This is a genomic window from Paralysiella testudinis, assembly GCF_016894345.1.
In the GTDB taxonomy this organism is placed as follows: domain Bacteria; phylum Pseudomonadota; class Gammaproteobacteria; order Burkholderiales; family Neisseriaceae; genus Paralysiella; species Paralysiella testudinis.
The window spans coordinates 715,011-739,398 of sequence record NZ_CP069798.1; the positions used below are offsets into that span (position 1 = coordinate 715,011).

Below are 24,388 nucleotides of genomic sequence, written 5' to 3' on the forward strand. Positions count from 1 at the left end.
CTATGACTTTCCAACTGATTTTATTTTATGTGTTTGCAACGGTGATTTTGGCCGGTGCCTTGGGCACGGTGATGGCCAAAAACCCCGTACATGCGGCTTTGTTTTTGGTGCTCACCTTCTGTGCCAGCGCCATGATGTGGCTGCTGATGCAGGCCGAATTCCTCGGCATCGTGCTGGTGGTGGTATATGTGGGCGCGGTGATGGTGTTGTTCCTGTTTGTGGTGATGATGCTCGACATCGACGTAGAAGCCATGCGCGCCGGTTTTTGGCGCCATGCGCCGCTGGCCGGTTTGGTGGGCGTGGTTACCGGGGCGCTGGTGATTCTGATTCTGGTAAACCCGCAAACCAATCTGGCTTCTTTTGGCGCGATGAAAGACATCCCCGCCGATTACAGCAATGTGCGTGATTTGGGTATGCAGCTTTACACCACTTATTTGTTGCCGTTTGAGCTGGCAGCGGTATTGCTGGTACTGGGCATGGTGGCGGCGATTGCGCTGGTGCACCGCAAAAACACCAACCCGCGTTATATCGATCCGGCCGAGCAGGTTAAAGTGCAGGCCAAAGATTGCTTCCGCATGGTGAAAATGCAGCCGGAAGTAGTGCAAAAAAACCATGAAGAAGCGGCGCAAGAGGAGGGCAAAGCATGATTACCCTGAGCCATTATCTGGTATTGGCGGCCTTATTGTTTGCCATTTCCGCCATGGGCATTTTCATGAACCGCAAAAACGTGATTGTGCTGTTGATGGCCATTGAGCTGATGCTGTTGGCGGTGAATTTCAACTTTATTGCCTTTTCGCAGTATCTGGGCGACACCGCCGGACAGATTTTTGTGTTCTTTATCCTCACGGTGGCGGCGGCCGAATCGGCCATCGGCCTGGCGATTATGGTGTTGATTTTCCGTAACCGCAGCAGCATCAACGTGCAGGATTTGGACAGCCTCAAAGGCTAAACGAGCGAGTGAGACGAGATACGAATGGATAATATGAGCTTATATCTGACGATTGCCTTGGCCCCGCTCTTCGGCTCCATTATGGCCGGCTTGTTTGGCAAATGGATTGGCCGCGTGGGCGCGCATTGCGTCACCATCGCCGGTGTGGCGGTGTCGGCCGTGTTGTCGGCATGGGTGCTGTATGGCTTTGCCACCGGCCAAGCACAGGTGTTCGACCAAAACGTGTACACCTGGCTGACCATGGGCGGGCTGGATTTTTCTGTGGGCTTTTTGGTAGACAGCCTCACTGCGGTGATGCTGGTGGTGGTGACCAGTGTGTCGCTGATGGTGCATATCTACACCATCGGCTATATGCAGGATGACCCGGGCTATCAGCGCTTTTTCAGCTATATTTCGCTGTTTACCTTCTCCATGCTGATGCTGGTGATGAGCAATAACTTTATCCAGCTGTTTTTCGGTTGGGAAGCCGTGGGTTTGGTGTCGTACTTGCTTATCGGCTTCTGGTTTAAACGGCCCACTGCTATTTTTGCCAATTTAAAAGCATTTCTGGTTAACCGCGTGGGCGACTTCGGCTTCTTGCTCGGCATTGCCTTGATTTTAGGCTATTTTGGCGGCAGCTTGCACTACGGCGATGTGTTCGGCAATGCGCCGACGCTGGCCAATGCCACCATTGAGCTGATTCCGGGGCAAGAGTGGTCTTTGCTCACCGTTACCTGCATCTTGTTGTTTGTGGGTGCAATGGGCAAATCGGCACAGTTCCCCCTGCATGTATGGCTGCCGGACTCTATGGAAGGCCCGACACCGATTTCGGCCTTGATTCACGCCGCCACCATGGTAACGGCCGGTATCTTTATGGTGTCGCGCATGTCGCCGTTGTATGAAATGTCGAGCACAGCGCTGAATGTGGTGATGATTTCCGGTGCGATTACGGCCTTGTTTATGGGCTTTTTGGGCATGATCCAAAACGATATCAAGCGTGTGGTGGCGTATTCCACCTTGTCGCAGCTGGGCTATATGACCGTGGCGCTGGGTGCATCGGCCTACGGCATTGCCGTATTCCATGTGATGACCCACGCCTTTTTCAAAGCCTTGCTGTTCTTGGCCGCCGGTAGCGTGATTATCGGCATGCACCATGATCAAGACATGCGCAATATGGGCAACCTGAAAAAATACATGCCCATCACTTGGATTACCATGTTAATCGGCTCCTTGTCGTTGATTGGCACGCCGTTTTTCTCCGGCTTTTACTCCAAAGACTCGATTATCGAAGCGGTGCACGCCTCCAATCTGCCAGCCAGCGGCTTTGCCTACTTTGCCTTGGTGGCCAGTGTGTTTGTTACCGCGTTTTATTCTTTCCGCCTGTACTTTATGGTGTTCCACGGCAAAGAAAAATGGCGTGAAGCCAAGCATGACCACCACGACGATGATCATGACCACCATCACGGCCTAGGCCCGAACGATAATCCGCACGAAAGCCCGTGGGTGGTTACACTGCCGCTGGTGCTGTTGGCCATTCCTTCGGTATTGGTGGGCTTGTGGGTAATCGAACCCATGCTCTACGGCAATTTCTTTAAAGACGCCATTTTCGTGAACACCGAAGCCCATCCGGCCATGGCGGTGATGAAAGAAGAATTCCACGGTGTGCTGGGCATGGTGGCGCACAGCGTGCAAACGCCGGTGTTGTGGTTGGCGATTGCCGGGGTATTTACCGCTTGGTTCTTCTACATGAAAGCGCCGCACATTCCGGCCAAAATCGCCGCCAGTGTTAAGCCGATTTATAAAGTGCTGGACAACAAATACTACCTCGACGACATTTACTACAACGTGTTTGCCAAAGGCAGCCGTGCTTTGGGTCAGTTCTTCTGGAAAGTGGGCGACACCTTCTTGATTGACAATGTGCTGGTGAACGGCTCGGCCAAAGCGGTGGGTGCGCTGGCTGGTGTGGTGCGGCGCATGCAAACCGGCTTTATCTACACTTATGCCACCGTGATGGTGTTGGGTGTGCTGGTATTGCTGCTGTGGTGGTTCCGCTCCTTGTTTGGCATTTAAATACCGTTTTATTTGGTATCGTTGTGCGAATTCAATTTGGTATTTTTTAGGCTATAAATATGTACGATTACTTACTCAGTTTGGCCATTTGGCTGCCGATACTGGCCGGTATAGTGGTGTTGGCCACCGGTACCGACAGCCGTGCCGGTATGGCGCGCGTGTTGGCCCTGGTGGGCGCACTTGCCAGCTTTTTGGTAACGCTGCCCCTGTTTACCGGTTTTGACCGTTTGAACGGCGGCTTCCAGTTTACCGAGTTTCACAGCTGGATTCCGGCACTCAACCTCAACTACGCCTTGGGTGTAGACGGTTTGTCGGTGCTGTTTATCATTCTGAACAGCTTCACCACGCTGATGGTGGTGCTGGCCGGCTGGCAAGTGATTCAGAAGCGCACGGCGCAGTATATGGCGGCATTTTTGATTATGTCCGGCCTGATTAACGGCGCTTTTGCCGCCATGGACGCGATTCTGTTTTACGTGTTCTTTGAGGGCATGCTGATTCCGATGTATTTAATTATCGGTGTGTGGGGCGGGCCGCGCCGCGTGTATGCCTCGATCAAGTTTTTCCTCTATACCCTACTAGGCTCTTTGCTGATGCTGGTGGGCTTGATTTACCTGTCTTACTTGGCCGAAGGCAGCTTTGCCATTGTTGATTTGCACAACATCAAGCAAATCGCCATGCCGGTGCAGATTTTGCTGTTTATCGGTTTCTTCCTCTCCTTTGCGGTGAAAGTGCCGATGTGGCCGGTGCACACTTGGCTGCCGGATGCCCACGTGGAAGCGCCCACCGGCGGCTCCATGGTGTTGGCAGCCATCACCCTGAAAATCGGCGCCTACGGCTTCTTGCGCTTTGTATTGCCGATTTTGCCGGATGCGGCCAAATACTTTGCGCCCATGATGATTGTGCTCAGCCTGATTGCGGTGATTTACATCGGCATGGTGGCGCTGGTGCAAACCGACATGAAAAAACTGGTGGCTTATTCATCCATCAGCCACATGGGTTTTGTTACCTTGGGTATGTTTTTGTTTACCGGCGGCTACCTGAACGATTGGGCGCTCAAAGGTGCCATTATCCAGATGATTTCGCACGGCTTTGTGTCGGCCGCCATGTTTATGTGTATCGGCGTGCTGTATGACCGCATGCACACCCGCAATATTGCCGATTACGGCGGCGTGGCCAATAAAATGCCGGTGTTTGCCGCCTTTATGATGCTGTTTGGTATGGCCAATGCTGGCTTGCCGGGTACCTCGGGCTTTGTGGGCGAATTTATGGTGATTATGGGCGCTGTGAAAACCAATTTCTGGGTGGGCGCACTGGCGGCTTTGACGCTAATCTACGGCGCAGCCTACACCTTGTGGATGTATAAGCGGGTGATTTTTGGCGCGGTGGCCAATCCGGAAGTGGAAAAATTGCAAGACGTGAACAAGCGCGAGTTTTTCATTCTGGCGGTGCTGGCGTTGGCGGTATTGGGCTTTGGCCTGTATCCCGAGCCCTTTATTGCGGTGGTGCATCAAGCCGCCAACGATTTGATTGTCCAAGCGGCACAAAGCAAACTGTAAGGAAGTGTGAATGAACTGGGCAGATTTGAATTTGATTCCCGCCGCACCGGAAATGGTGTTGGCAACGGCACTGTTTACGGTGTTGCTGGTGGACTTGTGGCTGAACGACCGCCAACGCTGGATTACCTACGCCTTAAGTATTTTGGCGGTGGCGCTCACCGCTGCCGTGCAGTGGGGGGTGTGGGTGAAAGAGCCAGTAGAAACCTTCAGCCATATGTTTGTGCTCGACGGCTTTGCACAACTGGCCAAAATGGCCATGTACGCTGCCGTGATTGCGGTATTTGTGTACAGCAAAGCTTATGTGCAGGTGCGGCAGATTTATCAGGGCGAGTTTTATACCCTCAGCTTGTTCGGCTTATTGGGCATGTGCGTGATGGTGTCGGCCAACCATTTTCTCACCTTGTATGTGGGCTTGGAGATTTTGTCGTTGTCGCTGTATGCCTTAATTGCGCTGCGCCGTGAAGACGGCAATGCCGCCGAAGCCGCTTTGAAGTATTTTGTGCTCGGCGCCTTGGCCTCCGGCTTGCTGCTCTACGGCATTTCGCTGATTTATGGTGCCACCGGCTCCTTGCAATTGGGCGAAGTGCTGGCGGCAACGCAACAAGGCGACAATCCGTGGCTGCTCAAGCTGGGCTTGGTGTTTGTGGTGGTGGCCATTGCCTTTAAACTGGGCGCGGTGCCGTTTCATATGTGGGTGCCCGATGTATACCAAGGCGCCCCCACAGCCGTGGCGGCATTGGTGGGCACCGCCCCTAAAATTGCGGCTACGGTATTTACCTTCCGCATTTTGGTTACCGGGCTTGGCACCAGCTATGGCGACTGGACGCAAATGTTCCAACTGCTGGCGATTGCCTCGCTGTTGGTGGGTAATTTGGCGGCAATTATGCAAACCAACATCAAACGCATGTTGGCCTATTCCACCATTTCACATATGGGCTTTATCCTGCTGGCGTTTATGGGTGGCACCGAAGGCTTTGCCGCGGCCATGTATTACGCTATTACCTATGCGCTGATGGGTGCACTGGCCTTTGGCGTGTTGATGCTGCTTTCCGATGAGCAGCATGAATGCGAAAACATTGCCGACTTGGCCGGTTTAAACCAGAAAAATGCTTGGTATGCCTTTTTAATGTTGCTGGCAATGTTCTCCATGGCCGGTATTCCGCCGCTGATGGGTTTTTACGCCAAATTTGCGGTGATTAAAGCCCTGCTCGGCCAAGGGCATGTGTGGGTGTCCGTGTTTGCGGTGGTGATGTCGCTGATTGGCGCTTTCTATTACCTGCGCGTGGTGAAAACCATGTATTTTGACGAGCCGAGCCAAACCGGTGCCACCGTACAAAGCGGCTTTGATGCCCGCTTATTGCTGTCGGTAAACGCGTTGCTGCTGCTGGCTTGGGGCGTCATGCCGCAAGCGGTGGTGGATTGGTGCATCCGCGCCTTGCAAACCACTTTATAAACTTTCAGGCAGCCTAATAAAAAAGCCACGGTGTATGAACCGTGGCTTTTTTATTGGCATGGGAAGTTTTTTTGACCAAACCTGGTGTGCATGGTGCACCTTAGGGCAGACGCAAAATCAGTAGTTACGGTTAGACGGTATGCCGTAATCGTACGTATGAGCCGTAAAAATAAAAGCCATTTAAGAGGCTGCCTGAAAGCGAAGCTTCTGCGAAGCTAAAACACATTCAGGCAGCCTTTTAAGTTTAAATGGTTTGGGTATTACTGGGTGCGGCTGGTTTCGTAGCCGGTTTTGATTTCGCCATAGGCTTCGCTGTGGCTGCCGCCGTGTTGGCTGGCGCAGGCGCCGAGCAGTAGGGTGGCCAGTACGGTGCCAAGGGTAAGCAGGGTTTTCATGGGTTTGCTCCTTCTGAGGTTTGGTGGTTGCGCATTACGCGCACATAGTGTTCGGCGGAATAGGGCAGAAAGGCGCGCTCTTGCTCGGTGAGCGGGCGTATTTGCTGCACCGGGCTGCCCACGTATAAATAGCCGCTGGCAAGGTGTTTTTTGGGCGGCACCAAGCTGCCGGCGCCAATAATCACGTCGTCTTCAATCACCACGTCATCCAATACCACGGTGTTGATGCCCACCAATACGCGGTTGCCGATGGTGCAGCCGTGCAGGGTTACGTGGTGGCCGATGGTGGTGTCGGTGCCGATAGTCAGCGGCGAGCCTTGCGGTTTGGTCTCGGTTTTGTGGCTTACATGCAGCATGCAGTGGTCTTGCACATTGCTGTTGTTGCCGATGTGGATGTGGTTTACGTCGCCGCGAATCACTGCAAACGGCCATACGGAAACGTTTTCGCCCAGCACCACATCACCGATAACCACGGCCATGGGGTCGATATAGCCGCCGGGGGCGATTTGCGGGGCGGTGTTGAGGTAGGGGCGGATGTTGTTCATGGGTGGGCTTTCGGGGGAGATAAGTTTTCAGGCAGCCTATTGTAAATCCAGTAATAAATCGCGAAAGGCGTTGGGATCTTTGATAAAGGTAATCTCACCCGCTTGCGGAAAATGGTAGTCGAGCAGGCGCGATACCCAAAAGCGGATGCAGCCGGCGCGTTGGGCAATGGACAAATAGGCGAGCTCATCGCTGCTTAATGGGCGCACGCTTTGATAGCCTTCCAATAAGGCTGCCTGAAGCGCGGGGTTGAGCTGGTTGTTGCTTTGCCGTGCCCAGTCGTTGATGGCAATGGCCAAGTCGTACACAAAGCTGCCGTTGCAGGCGTAGTAAAAGTCGATAAATCCGGCCACGGCATCATCGGCCAGCAGCACATTGTCTTTGAATAAATCGGCATGGATGATGCCGCCGGGCAGATGGCTGTCGGGATGGGCAGCCAGAAAGGCGATTTCGCTGTGCAGCAGGGCGGCGTCACTTTCGTCCAGCAGCGGCAGCAGGCGTTGGCTTTCGGCCTGCCACCAGGCGGCATGGCGCGGGTTGGCCATGTGTTGGGGAAAATCGGCACCGGCCAGGTGCATTTTGGCCAGCATGGCGCCGGTGCTGAAGCATTGGGCGGCGGTGGGCAGGCTGGTATCGCGTCCGGCCAAGCAGCTCACCAAGCACGCAGGTTTGCCTGCCAGTGTGCTGTTAAAACGGCCGTCGCGCCGGGCAATGGGCGCGGGGCAGGCCACGCCGCGCTGGCTGAGGTGTTGTTTCAATTCCAGAAAAAACGGCAGCTCGTGTGCCTGCAATACTTCAAACACGGTGAGCACATAGCGCCCTTGGGTGGTGGTGAGGAAGTAGTTGCTGTTGGTGATGCCTTGGGCAATGCCTTGCAAGGCAATGAATTTGCCGATGGCGTAGTCTTGCAGCAAAACGCGCATTTCATCATCGGAAACGGGGGTGTAAACAGACATGATGCCAGCCGGAGAAAAAGTGGCGTTTATGATACCAAACCCACGGCGGCGGCGCAGCAAAAAGCCGCCATGGCGGCGGCTTCGGGATGCGGTTTTCAGGCAGCCTAGTGATACAGTTCAGGCTACCTGAAAGCCATTACCAAATATCCGATTTGATTTTGCGCTTCAGGCCGGGGTGTTCTGATAATTTAAACACCGGGTCTTTGCCCATTTTCAGCTTGGTTTGGTAGTCTTTGAGCAGCATAAACACATAGGGCGACAGCAGCACAATCGCCACCAAGTTAATCAGCGCCATAAAACCCATGGACACATCGGCCATGTCCCACACCAGCGGCACGCTGTTGATGGAGCCAAAATACACCATACCCAACACCGCCATGCGGAAGAGCACCATCACGCCGCGGCTGTTTTTGATGAACTGCACATTGCTCTCGGCATAGGCGTAGTTGCCGATGATAGAAGAAAAGGCAAACATAAACAGGATAATGGCGAGGAAGTCGGCACCCCAAGCGCCCACGTGGCTGATGATGGCCGCTTGGGTGAGCTGCACGCCGGTGAGTTCGGTGGTGGCATGCACATTGGAGAGCAGCAGGATAAAGGCAGTGCAGGAGCACACAATCATGGTGTCCACAAACACGCCCAGCATTTGAATCATGCCCTGGCTTACCGGGTGCTTCACCTCGGCCGCGGCGGCGGCATTGGGGGCAGAACCCATACCGGCTTCGTTGGAGAACAGGCCGCGCTTGATGCCCAGCATCATGGCTTGTGAAATCAGCCCGCCCAGCAAGCCGCCGGCAGCGGCGTCAAACTGGAAGGCGTTTTCAAAAATCAGCGTAAACACCGCCGGTACGGCGCTGATGTTGGTAATCATGATAAACAGCGCCATCAGCAAATACAGCGCCGCCATCACCGGCACCAGTGCTTCGGCCACGCGCGACACGCGTTTGATGCCGCCAAAAATAATCGGCGCGGCCAGAATCACCAAGGCGGTGCCGACGATGTATTTGTTCCAGCCCCAGGCTTTTTCGGTGGCAGCCACAATCGAGTTTGCCTGTACGGCGTTGAACACAAAGCCGAAGGCCAAAATCAGGCTTAAGGCAAACAAAATGCCCAGCCATCGCTGTTTCAGGCCGTTGGTGATGTAGTAGGCGGGGCCGCCGCGGAATTGGCCGTTGCCGTGGTCGCGGATTTTAAACAGTTGCGCCAGTGAAGATTCGGCAAAGGCCGAGCTCATGCCCAACAGTGCGGTAAACCACATCCAAAACACCGCACCGGGGCCGCCCAAGGAAACGGCAATCGCCACCCCGGCAATATTGCCCACACCCACACGGCTGGCAAGGCCGGTGACAAAAGCTTGAAACGGGGTGATGCCGTGCGGGTCGCTACCGCTTTGGCGGCCGGACAGCATTTCTTTGATGCTGCGCGGGAACAGACGGATTTGAACAAAAAAAGTGCTCAGGGTGTAAAACAGCCCCACGCCCAAAAGCAGGTACACCAGATAGTCCCACAAGGGGCCGTTAATGGCGTTGACCAAGGTATGTAATTGTTCGGTCATGATGATTGCCTCGATTTCTGTGATGTGGTTGTGGTGCTTTCAGGCAGCCTTCATGAAGGTGAGATAAGCTGCCTGAAAGGGCGTTATTGTAACTGAGTGTTAATTTGGTTTGAAATTTTTTTACATCGGGCGGGCGGCTTGAAACGGCTCCTACTAGGGCTGCCTGAAGCCGATGTTTTAAATCAATACAAAAACGCCTGCACAGGCAAGCCGGTGCAGGCGTTTATCGAAATAATACCAATCCTAAAAAATAACCTAACTACGTTGGCTCGCCTTAGCGCAAAGCGAACGATTTTGTAAGGTGCTAAAGCACCAACAAAAGTCTGTTCCGTACTAGTTGTACTGTCTGCGGCTCAGCTCAAAGAGAACGATTTACTAGGGTGCTGAAGCACCAAGTAAATCAGTTCCGCCTTGTTATCTTATTTTTTAGAATTGGTATAACGCAGCGTTACAGCGTTTTCAGCAAAATCCGCAGCATGCGGCGCAGTGGTTCGGCCGCGCCCCACAGCAATTGGTCGCCCACGGTAAAGGCGCTGATGTAGTCACCGCCCATGCCCAATTTGCGGATGCGGCCCACCGGTACGGTGAGGGTGCCGGTAACGGCGGCGGGGGTGAGCTCGGCCATGGTAACGGCTTTTTCATTCGGCACCACGCGCACCCAATCGTTGGCATTGGCCAGCAGTTGCTCGATTTCGGCCAGCGGCAGGTCTTGTTTCAGCTTAATGGTGAGCGCTTGGCTGTGGCAACGCATGGCGCCGATGCGCACGCACAGGCCGTCCACCACCAAAGGTTTATCGCTGCGGCCAAGGATTTTGTTGGTTTCCACGCCACCTTTCCATTCTTCTTTGGATTGGCCGTTGCCCAAATCAGCGTCAATCCACGGAATCAGGCTGCCTGCCAAGGGTGCGCCGAATTGGGCTTTGGGGTAGGCATCGCTGCGCAAAAAGTCGGATACTTTGCGGTCGATATCCAGAATGGCGCTGGCGGGGTTGGCCAATTCGGCGGCCACTTGCTGCTCAATCGCGCCCATGCCGCTGATCAATTCGCGCATGTTTTGCGCACCGGCACCGGAAGCGGCTTGGTAGGTCATGCTGGTGGTCCATTCCACCAAATCGTTTTGAAACAGGCCGCCCAGCGCCATCAGCATTAAAGACACGGTGCAGTTGCCGCCCACAAAATCCTTGCCACCACCCGCCAGTGCTGCATCAATCACATCGCGATTTACCGGATCGAGCACAATCACCGCTTTATCGTTCATGCGCAGGGTGGAAGCGGCATCAATCCAATAGCCTTGCCAACCGCCATCGCGCAGGGGCTGATACACGGCTTGGGTGTAATCGCCGCCTTGGCAGGTAACGATAATATCCATTTGTGCCAGCGCATCCAGATTGTGAGCATCCAACAGGGTGCTCGCGGCTTGGCCGAAATCGGGCGCGGGTTTGCCGGGGCTGGAGGTGGTGAAAAAATGGGCTGCTTCAATGTGTTGGAAATCGTTTTCTTCCTGCATGCGCTGCATCAACACCGAACCCACCATGCCGCGCCAGCCTACAAAACCTACTTTCACGTGCCTGCTCCTTGCTATTTGAAATAAATACATTAATCAGCCTGCCTTTTTAAACCTTGCGCCGTTGCTTGTAAAGCGCCTTGTGCGGGAATTGCGGCAGTGCAACACAATTACCACAGGCGCATATGGATTTTGCGGATTGGCTGCCAAGCCGATGATGTTGGGTGTGCGTAGGCAGAAGCCAAAGCGATATATTCTGTTTATATTCAGCCGACACCGCAAACCACAGGCGATATTTTAGTTCCGCTGTGCGAGATAATAAAAATAAAATTTTGCTTATAAGAATCTTAATGTTATTTTAATCATTAACATTTAGATGTAAAACTTTACAATATTAGTGAAACGCTGTAATACTACGGCCACACAAAACGACAACTTAACAAGGAGCAACGCGGATGACTGAACAAAACCACCATCAATTTGAACGCATTTTGGGCACAAAAGAGGTGTTTGCACTGGCTTTTGGCGCCATGATCGGCTGGGGCTGGATTGTGCTTACCGGCACGTGGGTGCAAACCGCCGGCAGTATCGGCGCGATTTTATCGCTGGCCATTGGCGCGGTGATTATTATGTTTATCGGTTTGGCTTATGCCGAGTTGTGTGCGGCGATGCCGCATGAAGGCGGCGAGCATATTTTCAGCTACCGTGCGCTGGGGCATTCGGCCTCGTTTTTATGTACTTGGGCAATTATTCTGGGCTATGTGTCGGTGGTGGCGTTTGAGGCGGTGGCCTTGCCCACGGTGGTAGACCATGTGGTGCCCAATTACCAGAAAATACTGCTGTGGAATGTGGCCGGTTGGGATGTGTATCTCACTTGGGCGCTGGTGGGCATGGTGGGCACGGTGGCGGTCACTTGGATTAACCTAGTGGGCGTGCAAACCGCGTCTAAAGTGCAAACCGTGGTGACTGCGCTGATTGTGCTGGTGGGTGTGGCCTTTGTGTTGGCGGCGCCGTTTGGCGGCAGCTTTGCCAATTTAAGCCCCATGTTCAACGAAACTCCGGTGGAAGGCAGCCCGTTTCCGGCGCTGATTGCCGGTATGCTGCCGGTATTGATGATGGTGCCGTTTATGTTTGTGGGCTTTGACGTGATTCCGCAAGCAGCCTCAGAAATCAATATGCCCGCCAAATCCATCGGTAAAATGCTGCTGATTTCGGTGTTTGCAGCCACCGTTTTTTACTGCGCCATCGTGTTGGGCGTGGGCTTGGCGCTGGATGAATCGCAAATGAGCCCGGATGTGCTGTCTACCCCGCAGGCGATGCAGATTGTATACAACAGCCCCTTGGCCGCCAAAATCATGGTGTTGGCCGGTTTGGCCGGGATTATCACCAGCTGGAACGCGTTTTTTATCGGCGGTAGCCGCGCCATTTATGCCATGGCACATGCCAAAATGCTGCCGGCGTTTTTGGCCAAGCTACACCCGAAATACAAAACCCCCACCAATGCCATTTTGCTGATTGCCATTCCCACTTTCTTTGCACCACTGCTGGGCCGCAAAGCCTTGCTGTGGTTTGTGAATGCGGGCAGTTTGGCGATTGTGATTGCCTACTTTATGGTGTGTATTTCGTTTTTGGTGCTGCGTCGCCGCGAGCCGAATATGCCGCGCCCCTTCCGCGTGAAAAACGGCACTTTGGTGGGCTTTATCGCCTGCTTGCTCAGCTTAGGCTTGATTTATATGTATCTGCCGTTTAGCCCTTCGGCGCTGAGCGTGGAAGAGTGGGTGATTTTTTGGGCATGGATGTTGCTGGGTTTGGTGATGTATTTGGTGGCACGCAAGCAATTCGGTTTGAAAGAGTCTGACCGCATTATGCGTGCGCAATGGGAAGAGGACGAAGCCAAAAACCGCGATTATGTGCGTACCCATCCGAATGAATAAGTATTGATAACGTTTTACCTTTATCTAATATCTAAGGCTGCCTGAAAGATTGCGTTTCGCTTTCAGGCAGCCTTTTTTGGCGACGGCGGGCGCAGTTAGATTGTTTGCATAAATGGGTATAGAATAGCCGGTTTGTGTTTTCAGGCAGCCTGTTTCCATGAATTTGCTCCGCACGCTGGCCAAAGTCAGCAGCATGACCATGTTGTCGCGCATTCTCGGCTTTGTGCGCGACACCATTATTGCGCGCACCTTTGGCGCGGGCATGGCCACCGATGCCTTTTTTGTGGCCTTCAAACTGCCCAATCTGTTGCGGCGCATTTTTGCCGAAGGCGCGTTTGCGCAGGCGTTTGTGCCGATTTTGGCCGAATACCGCCAAACCCGTTCGGCAGAAGCCACGCAAGAATTTATCCGCCATATTGCCGGAATGCTCACGCTGGTGCTGACATTGGTTACCGCCATCGGTATGCTGGCGGCGCCGTGGGTGATTTACGTTTCCGCGCCCGGCTTTGCCGCCGATGCGGCCAAATTTGATTTGTCGGTGGCGCTGTTGCGCATCACCTTTCCCTATATCCTGCTGATTTCGCTCTCCTCTTTGGTGGGCAGTATTCTGAACACCTATCACCAGTTTTCCGTACCGGCGTTTACGCCCACATTTTTGAACTTGTCGTTTATCGTATTTGCGCTGTGGCTGGCGCCGTATTTCGACCCGCCGGTGTTGGCGTTGGCGTGGGCGGTGTTTGTGGGCGGGCTGTTGCAGCTCGGTTTTCAGCTGCCGTATTTGTTTAAGCTCGGCTTTTTGAAAATGCCGCGATTGGATTTCAAATATGCGGCGGTGAACCGCGTGTTGCGGCAGATGGGGCCGGCGATTTTGGGCGTGAGTGTGGCGCAGATTTCCTTGGTAATCAACACCATTTTCGCCTCGTTTCTGCCTTCCGGATCGGTGTCGTGGATGTATTATGCCGACCGCCTGATGGAATTGCCCACCGGGGTGTTGGGGGTGGCGCTGGGTACCATTTTGCTGCCGTCGCTGTCGAAACATTCGGCCACGCAAGACACGCAGGCGTTTTCGGCGCTGTTGGATTGGGGCATTCGCCTATGCTTGCTGCTGGCCTTGCCGGCGGCCGTGGGGCTGGCGGTGCTGTCGTTTCCGCTGGTGGCCACGCTGTTTATGTACCGCGAATTTACCCTCCACGATGCGCAGATGACCCAAGGCGCTTTGATTGCTTATGCTTTTGGTTTGGTGGGGCTGATTTTGATTAAGGTGCTGGCACCGGGCTTTTACGCGCGCCAAAACATCAAAACGCCGGTGAAAGTGGCGGTGTTTACCTTGCTGATGACGCAGCTGATGAACCTGGCCTTTGTGTGGCGCTTGCAGCATGTGGGGCTGGCCTTGGCCATTGGCTTGGGTGCGTGCTTGAATGCGGCGCTGCTGTATGTGCTGCTGCGCCGCCAAGGCCTGTACCGTCCGCAGCCGGGCTGGCCGCTGTTTTTGGTTAAATTGCTGCTGGCGTTGCTGGTGATGGGCGGCGGCCTGTGGCTGATGCAAAACCAAACCTGGCTGCCGCTTAATTGGCATGCCCACGGCTGGGTAAAAGTGGCGCAGCTCAGCGGGCTGGTGGCCGGCGGTATGGCGTTGTATTTCAGCGCGCTGCTGGCGCTGGGCTTCCGCCCGCGCCATTTCCGGCGGCATGAGGTTTAGGGTTGTTGGTCGAAGTTATGCATGCAATGTTTCAAAGCTGTCTGAAACCCTGGTATTACAGCGTTCGTCGCACCTGCGAAGGCAGGTGCCCAGTTCAAAGCATCGCTTTGATTTTGCAAAGCCGGATTGCTTTTTAAAACCAGTGGATAACTGAATTAAATGCAGCCGATGCGGCATGCCGTAAAGCTGAAGCTTTGCTTCAGACTGGGCACCTGCCTGGCGCAGGTCCGACCTATTTTTAAGGCTGCCTGAAAGCAATTACTTTCAGGCAGCCTTGGTTTTTAACGCACAGTGAAATCAACTTGCCTTTAACGGCCTTGCTCGGCCAGTTCCGGTGCGGGCGGTTGTTGTACGGCGGTGAGTTTGGCGGTTAAGAAGCGCAGCAGCACGCCGTAAGCGGGTAGGAAAAACAGCGCGCAAATCAGGATTTTAAAGCCGTAGTCTACCAGTGCGATTTCCGGCCAATGCGCGGCCATAAAGGGGTCGGAGCTGAGGTAAAACGCCACCGAGAAAAACACCAGTGTATCCAGTGCATTGCCCACCACGGTGGAGGTGCTCGGTGCCACCCACCATGCTTTCAGGCGGCGCAGGCGGTTGAATACATAAATATCCAGCAATTGCCCCACCACATAGGCGGCAAAGCTGGCCAGCGCAATGCGCGCCACAAAGCCGTTAAAGCTGCCCATGCTGTCCCAGCCTGTCCACGCGCCGTTGTGAAACAGCACCGATACGCCGTAAGACAAGGCCAATGCGGGCATCATCACCCAAAAAATAATCCGCCGCGCCAGCGTGGAGCCGAAAATGCGCACGGTAAGATCGGTGGTGAGGAAAATAAACGGAAAGGTAAACGCGCCCCAAGTGGTGTGCAGGCCAAACAGCTCAAACGGAAACTGCACCAGATAATTGCTGGCGGCAATCACCAGAATATGGAAAAACGCCAGCCAAAACAGCGCTTTTTTTTGTTGTGCTAGGGTAAAGGTATACATATTAAGCTAACTTTCATACGGGCTTGGGCTTAGAGCCTGTTCACCATCTTGTGTTGTGCTGTTTTCTGTACTAAATCCAGCTACAAAAAAGATGTGAACAGGCTCTGAAAGTTTTTTACTTTCAGGCAGCCTTTTATTTATGGGAAGAAGGGAAATCAGCGCAACTGAAAGTTCAGCAAACGCTCGGCGGCCATATCGGCAAAACGGCTGCCCGGGCGGCCATAATTGGCGTAAGGATGAATGGCAATGCCGCCGCGCGGGGTGAATTCGCCGTACACTTCAATGTATTTCGGCTGCATCAGCGCCAGCAGGTCTTTCATAATGATGTTCACGCAATCTTCATGAAAGTCGCCGTGGTTGCGAAAGCTGAATAAATACAATTTGAGCGATTTGCTTTCCACCATTTTTACATCGGGAATATAGGCAATGTGGATGGTGGCGAAGTCCGGCTGGCCGGTCATCGGGCACAGGCTGGTGAATTCGGGGCAAATAAATTTGACCAGATAATCGTTGTCGGGGTGCTTGTTGTCGAAGGCTTCGAGCACGTCCGGCGCGTATTGGCCGGGGTATTGCGTGTGCTGATTGCCCAACAGGCTGAGGCCGTTTAATTCGTCGGCTTGGCGCATGGGAAGATTCCTTAGTTTTTTATTGTGGGAGGTTTGCGAACCACAGAAGGAGCGCGATTGTAAAGCAAAGCGCATCAAAATCAAACCATTATTTTATTGCGTGCTGTAGGCTGCCTGAAACCCCATTACCTGAACCCCATCAATTGCTGCAACACAACATTCCACCTTTTTTCGGCTATATTCTGTCGCATTGGCGGTTTTTATAGAAAATCACCCATTCAAAAGGCTGCCTGAAGCCATAATAGCGCCATTAAATGGCACGATAGCAGCTCGCGCCTTGATTTTTCGGGGCAAAGCGGCTAGGCTGCCGTATTACATTAAACCCAATAAAACGCCCACAGGAACCCCTTATGAGCCCCGCCTTAGCCCGCCAAACCGACGACACCAAAATCAGGGAAATCAAAGAATTATTGCCACCGATTGCGCATTTATACGAGCTGCCCATCAGCGATGAAGTGGCCGAGCTGGTGTTTGATACCCGTCAAGAAATCGCCGATTTGGTGCATGGGCGCGATGAGCGCCTGCTGGTGATTATCGGCCCGTGCTCTATTCACGACCCGCAAGCCGCCATCGAATACGCCCAACGCCTGCTGCCCTTGCGCCAAAAATACGCCCAAGAATTGCTGATTGTGATGCGCGTGTATTTTGAAAAGCCGCGTACCACCGTGGGCTGGAAAGGCCTGATTAACGATCCGCACCTAGACGGCACGTTCGACATCAACTACGGCTTGCGCCAAGCACGCCGCCTGTTGCTGGAATTAAACAGCTTGGGCATGCCCGCGTCTACCGAATTTCTCGACATGATTACGCCACAGTATTTTGCCGACTTGATTTCGTGGGGTGCCATCGGCGCGCGCACCACCGAAAGCCAAGTACACCGCGAGCTGGCTTCCGGTCTCTCATGCCCGGTGGGCTTTAAAAACGGCACCGACGGCAACCTGAAAATCGCCATTGATGCCATTGGCGCGGCCAGCCATCCGCACCACTTCTTATCGGTAACCAAAGCCGGCCATTCCGCCATCGTGCACACCGCCGGCAACCCCGATTGCCATGTGATTTTGCGCGGCGGCAAAGAGCCCAACTACAGCAGCGAACACGTGCAAGCCGCCGCCGAACAACTGGCCGGCGCCAAGGTAACCCCGCGCTTGATGGTGGATTTCAGCCATGCCAACAGCCGCAAAGACTACCGCCGCCAAATGGAAGTGGCCGCCGATGTGGCCGCGCAATTGCAAAACGGCGAGCGCAATATTATGGGCGTGATGGTGGAAAGCCATTTGGTTGAAGGCCGCCAAGACAAGCCGGAAACCTACGGCCAAAGCATCACCGATGCCTGCATCGGCTGGAGCGACACCGAAGCGTTGTTGGCACAGCTGGCCGCTGCCAATAAGGTGCGTATGGGCGCTAAATAAGCCTTATACCAATCCTAAAAAATAACCTAACTGCGTTGGCTCGCCTACGCGCTAAGCGAACGACTTTGTTATCTTATTTTTTGAATTGGTATTATATGCTTTGATGATGCTTCACCAGCGGTTAAAGCAAAAACACCGCCATCTGCTAAATCAGATGGCGGTGTTTTTATTTTCAGGCAGCCTTTAATACATCAATACGTGCCTTTAACCAAAATATCTTTGGTTACATCCTGAATATTACGGTGGCCGGTGAAGGCCATGGAAATATCCATTTCTTTATAGAGGATCTCCAGCGCGCGGGTAACGCCTTCTTCGCCGTAAGCGCCCAAGCCATAAAGGAAGGCGCGGCCGATTAAGGTACCACGGGCGCCTAAGGCCCAGGCTTTGAGTATGTCTTGGCCGCTGCGAATGCCGCTGTCGAGCCACACTTCAATTTCGCTGCCCACGGCCGACACCACATCGGGCAGGGCTTTGATGCTGGACACAGCGCCGTCGAGCTGGCGGCCGCCGTGATTCGACACCACTAGGGCATCGGCACCGCTTTTTACCGCCATCTCCGCATCTTCCGGCTCCATAATGCCTTTGATAATCAGCTTGCCGCCCCACAGGTCTTTGATGCGAGCCACATCGTCCCAGCTTAGGCGCGGATCGAATTGCTCGGATGTCCACGATGACAGCGACGACAAATCGCCCACGTTTTTGGCATGGCCAACAATATTGCGGAAGGTGCGTCGCTCGGTATTGAGCATTTTCATGCACCACTCAGGCTTGGTGGCCAAGTTGAGCAAATTCATCAAGGTGGGCTTGGGTGGTGCGGACAGGCCGTTTTTGATGTCTTTGTGGCGCTGGCCCAGTACTTGCAAGTCGGCGGTGAGCATCAGTGCCGAGCATTTGGCTTCTTTGGCGCGGCGGATGAGGTCTTCCATAAATTCGCGGTCGCGCATCACATACAGCTGAAACCAAAACGGGGCGCTGGTGTTTTCGGCCACATCTTCAATCGAGCAGATGGACATGGTGGATAAGGTAAACGGCACGCCGAATTTTTCGGCGGCGCGAGCGGCCAAAATTTCGCCGTCGGCATGTTGCATGCCGGTAAAGCCGGTGGGGGCGATGGCCACGGGCATTCTGACTTCTTGGCCAATCATTTTGGTGGCCAGGCTGCGGTTTTCCATGTCCACCAGCACTTTTTGGCGCAGCTTGATGTGTTGGAAGTCGCTGCTGTTTTCGCGATAGGTGGTTTCAGTCCATGAGCCGGAGTCGGCATAGTCGTAAAACATTTTCGGCACTTTGCGCTGAGCCACGCGGCGCAGGTCTTCGATGCAGGTCATTTTGCTAAGATCACGTTTCATGAGAGTCCACCTTTGCTGGGTTTGGGCATGCCATTTAGAGCCAATGGCTTAAACCGCGATTCTTGCGCATTTGGCGCAAAAAAACAATGCCTATTTTCGGATATGGTGATTTTTTTGTTCGATATTAATCATGCTGATGTTGTTGGGTGTGCGGTAGATGATGAGGTGAAGGCTACCTGAAAGCCATTTATAAGGCTTTCAGGTAGCCTTGTGGTGAATTAAACCGCGGATTTAGCCGCGCATGATTTCCTGAATGCCAGCCAAGGCATTCGGGTCGTCCAGCGTAGACAAGTCACCCGGGTCGCGCCCTTCGGCCACGGCCTGAATCGAGCGGCGCAGCAGTTTGCCGGAGCGGGTTTTGGGCAGGGTGAGGGTGAAATACACTTCGGCCGGGCGTGCCACGGCACCCAGCTGTTTCACCACTTCGGCAAACACTTCTTTTTCCAGTGCGGCGCGTTTGTCGGCCGAATCCATGGCGCTGTTGTCTTTTAAGGTGCAAAAGGCAATCGGTACTTGGCCTTTGAGTTCATCGGCTTTGCCCACCACGGCCACTTCGGCCACCAGCGGATGGCCGCAAATGGCTTCTTCGATTTCGCGGGTGCCCAAGCGATGGCCGGCCACGTTAATCACGTCGTCGGTGCGCCCCAAGATAAAGTAGTAGCCGTCTTCGTCTTGCACCGCCCAGTCGGAAGTAGAGTAGTAGCTGCCGTCAAATTCGGAAAAATAGCTGCTGATAAAGCGCTTGTCATCCCCCCACACGGTGGCTAAGCAGCCCGGCGGCAAGGGCGGCTGTACGGTGAGCAGGCCTTTTTCATTCGGTTGGCACGGCGCGCCGGTGGCTTCATTGCGGATGGTGACATCGTAGCCGTATACCGGCATGCCGGGCGAGCCGTAGCGCAGCGGTTTTAAATCCACGCCGGGCAGGTAAGACAGCAGCGGCCAGCCGGTTTCGGTTTGCCAATAGTTGTCGACAATGGCGGCGTCAAGGTTGTCGGCCAGCCAAGAGGCGGTGGGCTCATCCAAGGGTTCACCGGCCAAGAAGAAGTATTGCAGGCTGGAGAGGTCGTATTTGTCCATCCATGCCGGATCTTGTTTTTTGAGGATGCGTGCGCCGGTGGGCGAAGAAAACAGCGCGGTTACGCGGTATTCGGCAATGGTGCGCCACCAGATGCCCGGGTCGGGATTGGTGGGTAGGCCTTCGTAAACAATGGTGGTCATGCCGTGCAGCAGGGGGGCATATACTATATAAGAGTGCCCCACCACCCAGCCGATGTCGGAAGTAGACCAAAACACTTCGCCGGGGCGGCAGTCGTAGATGTGGTTCATGGAAGCCGCCAGCGCCACCGCATAGCCGCCAATATCGCGCTGCACGCCTTTGGGCTTACCGGTGGTGCCGGAGGTATAAAGAATATAAGAAGGATCGGTGGACTTCATCCAAGCGCAAGGCACGCTGGCTTGGCGGTCCACGCTGTTGTGGCGCATGGTGGCGTAGTCCACATCCCAATTTTGCTGCGGCATGGCGGCGTCCAAGCCACGGTTCACCACCAATACATGCTCGGGTTTGAATTCGGCCTGCTCCACCGCGCTGTCGACCAAATGCTTGTACGGCACCACTTTGCCGCCGCGCATACCTGCATCGGCGGTAATCAGCACTTTGGGCTGGGCGTCGTCGATGCGCATGGCCAAGTTGTGGGCGGCAAAGCCGCCGAACACCACCGAATGAATCGCACCCAAGCGTGCGCAAGCCAGCATGGCAAACAGCGCTTCGGCAATCATCGGCATGTAAATCACCACCCGGTCGCCACGATCCACGCCCAAGCGCTGCAATACATCGGCAAAGTAATTCACCTCTTGGTGAAACTCGCGATAGCTGATGTGGCGTTTCACACAGCCGTCTTCCACGATAATGCGCGCACCTAAATCATCAAAGGCTGCCTGAACCGCCGGTTTCTCTGCCAGCAAGGCACGGTTGATTTCGGTGGAGAGCCACACAATCGCATTTTGTTCGGCACGTTCGGCCAAATGGCGGTCGATGCAGTTGTGGCTCAAATTCAGCTCACCATCCACAAACCAGCGCGCAAACGGCGGATTGCTGAAGTCCAGCACTTGCTCCGGGGCTTTGTGCCAGTCAATCAATCGCGCTTGCTCGCCCCAGAAGGCGGCTTTGTCTTCAATTGAACGTTGGTGGAATTCGGCGTAGTTCATGATGCTCCTTTGTGTTGATTATTCTTATGGGTGGTGTAGTGAATGAAAGAAACCGTAGGTGGCATACATTACAACAGCACCTCGCTCCCAAATACAGGGGCACGAAGGTGCTGTGTGTGTTTGCCGCTGTGGCTTATTATGGTATTAAGTTTCTGCTCTAGTAACGAAATTTAGCGGATTTCAGGCATGAGTGCAATGTATTCATGCGATTAAATTATTGTTGCGGCAGCATGGTTTTTAAGGGCGTCCAACCCGGCTTTGGGTCATCGCCGACGCATGGGGAGCCCTATAGCGGAATATATTGATACAGCAAAGGCAAAGCTATAAAGAAAGAATCGATATATTTTCAGGCAGCCTATGTAGGCTGCCTGAAAGCTTTATTGATGTTTGTTGTAGCTATTTTGTTATTGATTTTTGCTTTGTTGATGGTGATTCTTAGATTATTTCCGCAAGACATTCCGAATAATATTCTTTTAAATTTTAGCGATTTGCTGGTTTTGGGTATAGATTTTTGCGAATGGGTGTTGACGGTTTGGATTGGTTTGCGTATAGTTCGCTTTCTTCGCTGCTGCAGCGAAGTCGAGACGGAAGAGAAAATTATACCACAAAGTGGTTTCGTTGCTTCGGTTTTGGGATGGCTCTTTAACAAACAGATTACCGATAAGTGTGAGTGCGACAAGCCTCACACTGTTTAAGAAGTAAAGACAAGACATGAATGTTTGCCGGTGGGTTTCTGCCGGTATGCATCATTCTCTGTTTTTTCTTTGAGAAGCAGACCAGTATGGAGTTGGGTTTTGCCTGGCTCTAACAGTATTAAAGCTAAGATTGAACATAAGAGTTTGATCCTGGCTCAGATTGAACGCTGGCGGCATGCTTTACACATGCAAGTCGAACGGCAGCGGGGAAGTGCTTGCACTTCTGCCGGCGAGTGGCGAACGGGTGAGTAATATATTGGAACGTACCGAGTAGCGGGGATAACTGTCCGAAAGGATGGCTAATACCGCATACGCTCTGAGGAGGAAAGCTGGGGACCTTCGGGCCTGGCACTATTCGAGCGGCCAATATCTGATTAGCTAGTTGGTGGGGTAAGAGCCCACCAAGGCGACGATCAGTAGCGGGTCTGAGAGGATGATCCGCCACACTGGAACTGAGACACGGTCCAGACTCCTACGGGAGGCAGCAGTGGGGAATTTTGGACAATGGGGGCAACCCTGATCCAGCCATGCCGCGTGTATGAAGAAGGCCTTCGGGTTGTAAAGTACTTTTGTTGGGGAAGAAAAGCCTGGCGTTAATAGCGTTGGGTCATGACGGTACCCAAAGAATAAGCACCGGCTAACTACGTGCCAGCAGCCGCGGTAATACGTAGGGTGCAAGCGTTAATCGGAATTACTGGGCGTAAAGCGAGCGCAGACGGTTATTTAAGTCAGGTGTGAAATCCCCGAGCTCAACTTGGGAATGGCGCTTGAAACTGGGTAACTAGAGTGTGTCAGAGGGAGGTAGAATTCCACGTGTAGCAGTGAAATGCGTAGAGATGTGGAGGAATACCGATGGCGAAGGCAGCCTCCTGGGATAACACTGACGTTCATGCTCGAAAGCGTGGGTAGCAAACAGGATTAGATACCCTGGTAGTCCACGCCCTAAACGATGTCAATTAGCTGTTGGGGTACTTGATGCCTTAGTAGCGTAGCTAACGCGTGAAATTGACCGCCTGGGGAGTACGGTCGCAAGATTAAAACTCAAAGGAATTGACGGGGACCCGCACAAGCGGTGGATGATGTGGATTAATTCGATGCAACGCGAAGAACCTTACCTGGTCTTGACATGTACGGAAGGCTTTAGAGATAGAGCTGTGCCTTCGGGAACCGTAACACAGGTGCTGCATGGCTGTCGTCAGCTCGTGTCGTGAGATGTTGGGTTAAGTCCCGCAACGAGCGCAACCCTTGTCATTAGTTGCCATCATTCAGTTGGGCACTCTAATGAGACTGCCGGTGACAAACCGGAGGAAGGTGGGGATGACGTCAAGTCCTCATGGCCCTTATGACCAGGGCTTCACACGTCATACAATGGTCGGTACAGAGGGTAGCCAAGCCGCGAGGTGGAGCCAATCTCAGAAAGCCGATCGTAGTCCGGATTGCACTCTGCAACTCGAGTGCATGAAGTCGGAATCGCTAGTAATCGCAGGTCAGCATACTGCGGTGAATACGTTCCCGGGTCTTGTACACACCGCCCGTCACACCATGGGAGTGGGGGATACCAGAAGTAGGTAGGGTAACCGCAAGGAGCCCGCTTACCACGGTATGCTTCATGACTGGGGTGAAGTCGTAACAAGGTAGCCGTAGGGGAACCTGCGGCTGGATCACCTCCTTTCTAGAGAAAAGAAGAGGCGGGTCGTACTCACACTTATCGGTAATCAGGAATCGGATGTCAGGTGACGGGAATCAGGATAGAAATTGACTACCGTAGCGAGAACCGATTCCGTTGTGTATAAAGATGCGAAAGAAAGAATATCGATTCAGAAGAACAAGCCAATAAAATGGATGGTTTGAATGAATGGATAGCAAAGACCTCATGGGTTTGTAGCTCAGCTGGTTAGAGCACACGCTTGATAAGCGTGGGGTCGGAGGTTCAAGTCCTCCCAGACCCACCATTACCTTGACCCTTATGGGGGCATAGCTCAGTTGGTAGAGCACCTGCTTTGCAAGCAGGGGGTCATCGGTTCGATCCCGTTTGCCTCCACCATCATCAGCAAGCGATGAGGGGAATCAAAAAAGCAACAAAGCAACAAAGCAACAACAAGCCTCAATCTTACTTTACAAATCAAAGCATACTGAAAAACAGGGCTGATTAATAAATCAGTACTGCTTATAGTGTTCTTTGATTTGCGAAGTAAAGCTGGCACAAGCCGGTAAAAAGCAACGCATCGATCTTTAACAAATTGGAAAGCCGAAATCAACAAACAAAGACAATGTTGGTTTGGATGGAAGTACAGGTTCTTGCAAGAGCCCGTATTTCAGCAAGTTAAAGGCTGCCTGAAAGGGTGGTTGGCCAACTTGCACAGCCAAGCCACAACAATTTGGGTGATGATTGTATCGGACACATTCTGAACACAAAAGGCAGAATGTGTCACACAACAAAGCAGTAAGCTTTATCAAAGTAAGTACTTCTAGCCTAGCCCCTAGTCAACGGGAGCGAAGCCAAGTCAAAGAGGTTCTTGAAATGA

General features: G+C 53.3%; 18 protein-coding genes, 2 tRNA genes, 1 rRNA gene and 1 riboswitch. Of the genes, 12 read left to right on the forward strand and 9 right to left on the reverse strand.

What is annotated here, in order from left to right; all coding sequences use genetic code 11:
• Positions 1-2: 2 nt before the first annotated feature.
• The 5 genes from JQU52_RS03610 to nuoN are packed head-to-tail and all read left to right on the forward strand — an operon-like array spanning position 3 to position 6,007.
• Positions 3-647, forward strand: a complete 645-nt coding sequence (locus JQU52_RS03610; protein WP_230339791.1) for an NADH-quinone oxidoreductase subunit J — start codon at positions 3-5, stop codon at positions 645-647.
• Positions 644-949 (forward strand): NADH-quinone oxidoreductase subunit NuoK, encoded by a 306-nt coding sequence (gene nuoK / locus JQU52_RS03615; RefSeq protein ID WP_230339792.1) that lies wholly within the window; start codon positions 644-646, stop codon positions 947-949. Before JQU52_RS03610 ends, nuoK begins: the two co-directional genes overlap by 4 nt.
• A 24-nt stretch (positions 950-973) precedes the next feature.
• The gene (gene nuoL, locus JQU52_RS03620; protein ID WP_230339793.1) at positions 974-2,998 is read left to right on the forward strand and encodes an NADH-quinone oxidoreductase subunit L; all 2,025 of its coding nucleotides are present in this window, start codon (positions 974-976) and stop codon (positions 2,996-2,998) included.
• Positions 2,999-3,057: 59 nt separating this feature from the next.
• A complete protein-coding gene (locus tag JQU52_RS03625) occupies positions 3,058-4,554 on the forward strand; it encodes an NADH-quinone oxidoreductase subunit M (RefSeq protein ID WP_230339794.1) in 1,497 nt (498 codons plus the stop codon).
• A gap of 10 nt (positions 4,555-4,564) precedes the next feature.
• A complete protein-coding gene (gene nuoN, locus JQU52_RS03630; protein WP_230339795.1) occupies positions 4,565-6,007 on the forward strand; it encodes an NADH-quinone oxidoreductase subunit NuoN in 1,443 nt (480 codons plus the stop codon).
• A gap of 260 nt (positions 6,008-6,267) precedes the next feature.
• Here the strand turns inward: nuoN and JQU52_RS14695 are convergent, their stop codons facing one another.
• From JQU52_RS14695 to asd, 5 genes are all read right to left on the reverse strand, one after another.
• Entirely contained in the window at positions 6,268-6,402 is a 135-nt protein-coding gene (locus JQU52_RS14695; protein WP_268866627.1) for a hypothetical protein, read from the reverse strand.
• A complete protein-coding gene (locus JQU52_RS03635) occupies positions 6,399-6,947 on the reverse strand; it encodes a gamma carbonic anhydrase family protein (RefSeq protein ID WP_230339796.1) in 549 nt (182 codons plus the stop codon). Before JQU52_RS03635 ends, JQU52_RS14695 begins: the two co-directional genes overlap by 4 nt.
• Before the next feature lie 36 nt (positions 6,948-6,983).
• Complete coding sequence (gene thrB, locus JQU52_RS03640; protein ID WP_230339797.1) at positions 6,984-7,901, reverse strand: homoserine kinase; 918 nt, start codon at positions 7,899-7,901, stop codon at positions 6,984-6,986.
• Between the two features lie 136 nt (positions 7,902-8,037).
• Entirely contained in the window at positions 8,038-9,456 is a 1,419-nt protein-coding gene (locus JQU52_RS03645) for an alanine/glycine:cation symporter family protein (protein WP_230339798.1), read from the reverse strand.
• A gap of 448 nt (positions 9,457-9,904) precedes the next feature.
• A complete protein-coding gene (gene asd, locus JQU52_RS03650; RefSeq protein ID WP_230339799.1) occupies positions 9,905-11,020 on the reverse strand; it encodes an aspartate-semialdehyde dehydrogenase in 1,116 nt (371 codons plus the stop codon).
• A gap of 395 nt (positions 11,021-11,415) precedes the next feature.
• On the opposite strand from asd, the gene JQU52_RS03655 reads away from it, so the two are divergent.
• Both JQU52_RS03655 and murJ read left to right on the forward strand, forming a co-directional pair.
• On the forward strand, positions 11,416-12,894 hold the full coding sequence (locus tag JQU52_RS03655; protein ID WP_230339800.1) for an APC family permease: 1,479 nt from the start codon (positions 11,416-11,418) through the stop codon (positions 12,892-12,894).
• A 157-nt stretch (positions 12,895-13,051) separates the two neighbouring features.
• Positions 13,052-14,593 carry a murein biosynthesis integral membrane protein MurJ gene (gene murJ, locus JQU52_RS03660; RefSeq protein ID WP_230339801.1) on the forward strand — a complete coding sequence of 514 codons (1,542 nt, stop codon included), beginning with the start codon at positions 13,052-13,054 and terminating at the stop codon, positions 14,591-14,593.
• 308 nt (positions 14,594-14,901) lie between these two features.
• Here the strand turns inward: murJ and JQU52_RS03665 are convergent, their stop codons facing one another.
• Complete coding sequence (locus JQU52_RS03665; protein WP_230339802.1) at positions 14,902-15,579, reverse strand: 7-cyano-7-deazaguanine/7-aminomethyl-7-deazaguanine transporter; 678 nt, start codon at positions 15,577-15,579, stop codon at positions 14,902-14,904.
• A gap of 155 nt (positions 15,580-15,734) precedes the next feature.
• The gene (gene queF / locus JQU52_RS03670; RefSeq protein WP_230339803.1) at positions 15,735-16,205 is read right to left on the reverse strand and encodes a preQ(1) synthase; all 471 of its coding nucleotides are present in this window, start codon (positions 16,203-16,205) and stop codon (positions 15,735-15,737) included.
• Between the two features lie 5 nt (positions 16,206-16,210).
• Positions 16,211-16,255: riboswitch (PreQ1 riboswitch) on the reverse strand.
• A gap of 300 nt (positions 16,256-16,555) precedes the next feature.
• Between queF and aroG the strand changes: the two genes are divergently transcribed.
• Positions 16,556-17,614, forward strand: coding sequence for a 3-deoxy-7-phosphoheptulonate synthase AroG (aroG, locus tag JQU52_RS03675; protein ID WP_230339804.1), 1,059 nt, complete (start codon positions 16,556-16,558; stop codon positions 17,612-17,614).
• Between the two features lie 191 nt (positions 17,615-17,805).
• On the opposite strand, the gene JQU52_RS03680 is transcribed toward aroG, so the two are convergent.
• Complete coding sequence (locus tag JQU52_RS03680; RefSeq protein WP_230339805.1) at positions 17,806-18,963, reverse strand: alpha-hydroxy acid oxidase; 1,158 nt, start codon at positions 18,961-18,963, stop codon at positions 17,806-17,808.
• A 231-nt stretch (positions 18,964-19,194) separates the two neighbouring features.
• Positions 19,195-21,168 carry a propionate--CoA ligase gene (locus tag JQU52_RS03685; RefSeq protein WP_230339806.1) on the reverse strand — a complete coding sequence of 658 codons (1,974 nt, stop codon included), beginning with the start codon at positions 21,166-21,168 and terminating at the stop codon, positions 19,195-19,197.
• A gap of 383 nt (positions 21,169-21,551) precedes the next feature.
• Between JQU52_RS03685 and JQU52_RS03690 the strand changes: the two genes are divergently transcribed.
• The 4 genes from JQU52_RS03690 (at position 21,552) to JQU52_RS03705 (ending at position 23,907) form a co-directional block, all read left to right on the forward strand.
• Entirely contained in the window at positions 21,552-21,863 is a 312-nt protein-coding gene (locus JQU52_RS03690; protein WP_230339807.1) for a hypothetical protein, read from the forward strand.
• A gap of 132 nt (positions 21,864-21,995) precedes the next feature.
• Positions 21,996-23,535 (forward strand): 16S ribosomal RNA (locus JQU52_RS03695).
• Positions 23,536-23,738: 203 nt separating this feature from the next.
• Positions 23,739-23,815: transfer RNA gene (locus tag JQU52_RS03700), tRNA-Ile, on the forward strand.
• Between the two features lie 16 nt (positions 23,816-23,831).
• Positions 23,832-23,907: transfer RNA gene (locus JQU52_RS03705), tRNA-Ala, on the forward strand.
• Positions 23,908-24,388 lie beyond the last annotated feature (481 nt).

What these genes read in the sequence shown, in the direction of transcription:
- aroG (WP_230339804.1), top strand. Translation starts at nt 16,556, where the DNA reads ATGAGCCCCGCCTTAGCCCGCCAAACCGACGACACCAAAATCAGGGAA.
- JQU52_RS03685 (WP_230339806.1), bottom strand. Translation starts at nt 21,168, where the DNA reads ATGAACTACGCCGAATTCCACCAACGTTCAATTGAAGACAAAGCCGCC.
- JQU52_RS03690 (WP_230339807.1), top strand. Translation starts at nt 21,552, where the DNA reads ATGTTTGTTGTAGCTATTTTGTTATTGATTTTTGCTTTGTTGATGGTG.
- JQU52_RS03645 (WP_230339798.1), bottom strand. Translation starts at nt 9,456, where the DNA reads ATGACCGAACAATTACATACCTTGGTCAACGCCATTAACGGCCCCTTG.
- JQU52_RS03665 (WP_230339802.1), bottom strand. Translation starts at nt 15,579, where the DNA reads ATGTATACCTTTACCCTAGCACAACAAAAAAAAGCGCTGTTTTGGCTG.
- JQU52_RS03625 (WP_230339794.1), top strand. Translation starts at nt 3,058, where the DNA reads ATGTACGATTACTTACTCAGTTTGGCCATTTGGCTGCCGATACTGGCC.
- JQU52_RS03610 (WP_230339791.1), top strand. Translation starts at nt 3, where the DNA reads ATGACTTTCCAACTGATTTTATTTTATGTGTTTGCAACGGTGATTTTG.
- murJ (WP_230339801.1), top strand. Translation starts at nt 13,052, where the DNA reads ATGAATTTGCTCCGCACGCTGGCCAAAGTCAGCAGCATGACCATGTTG.
- JQU52_RS03680 (WP_230339805.1), bottom strand. Translation starts at nt 18,963, where the DNA reads ATGAAACGTGATCTTAGCAAAATGACCTGCATCGAAGACCTGCGCCGC.
- nuoK (WP_230339792.1), top strand. Translation starts at nt 644, where the DNA reads ATGATTACCCTGAGCCATTATCTGGTATTGGCGGCCTTATTGTTTGCC.
- JQU52_RS14695 (WP_268866627.1), bottom strand. Translation starts at nt 6,402, where the DNA reads ATGAAAACCCTGCTTACCCTTGGCACCGTACTGGCCACCCTACTGCTC.
- JQU52_RS03655 (WP_230339800.1), top strand. Translation starts at nt 11,416, where the DNA reads ATGACTGAACAAAACCACCATCAATTTGAACGCATTTTGGGCACAAAA.
- nuoN (WP_230339795.1), top strand. Translation starts at nt 4,565, where the DNA reads ATGAACTGGGCAGATTTGAATTTGATTCCCGCCGCACCGGAAATGGTG.
- nuoL (WP_230339793.1), top strand. Translation starts at nt 974, where the DNA reads ATGGATAATATGAGCTTATATCTGACGATTGCCTTGGCCCCGCTCTTC.
- thrB (WP_230339797.1), bottom strand. Translation starts at nt 7,901, where the DNA reads ATGTCTGTTTACACCCCCGTTTCCGATGATGAAATGCGCGTTTTGCTG.
- queF (WP_230339803.1), bottom strand. Translation starts at nt 16,205, where the DNA reads ATGCGCCAAGCCGACGAATTAAACGGCCTCAGCCTGTTGGGCAATCAG.
- JQU52_RS03635 (WP_230339796.1), bottom strand. Translation starts at nt 6,947, where the DNA reads ATGAACAACATCCGCCCCTACCTCAACACCGCCCCGCAAATCGCCCCC.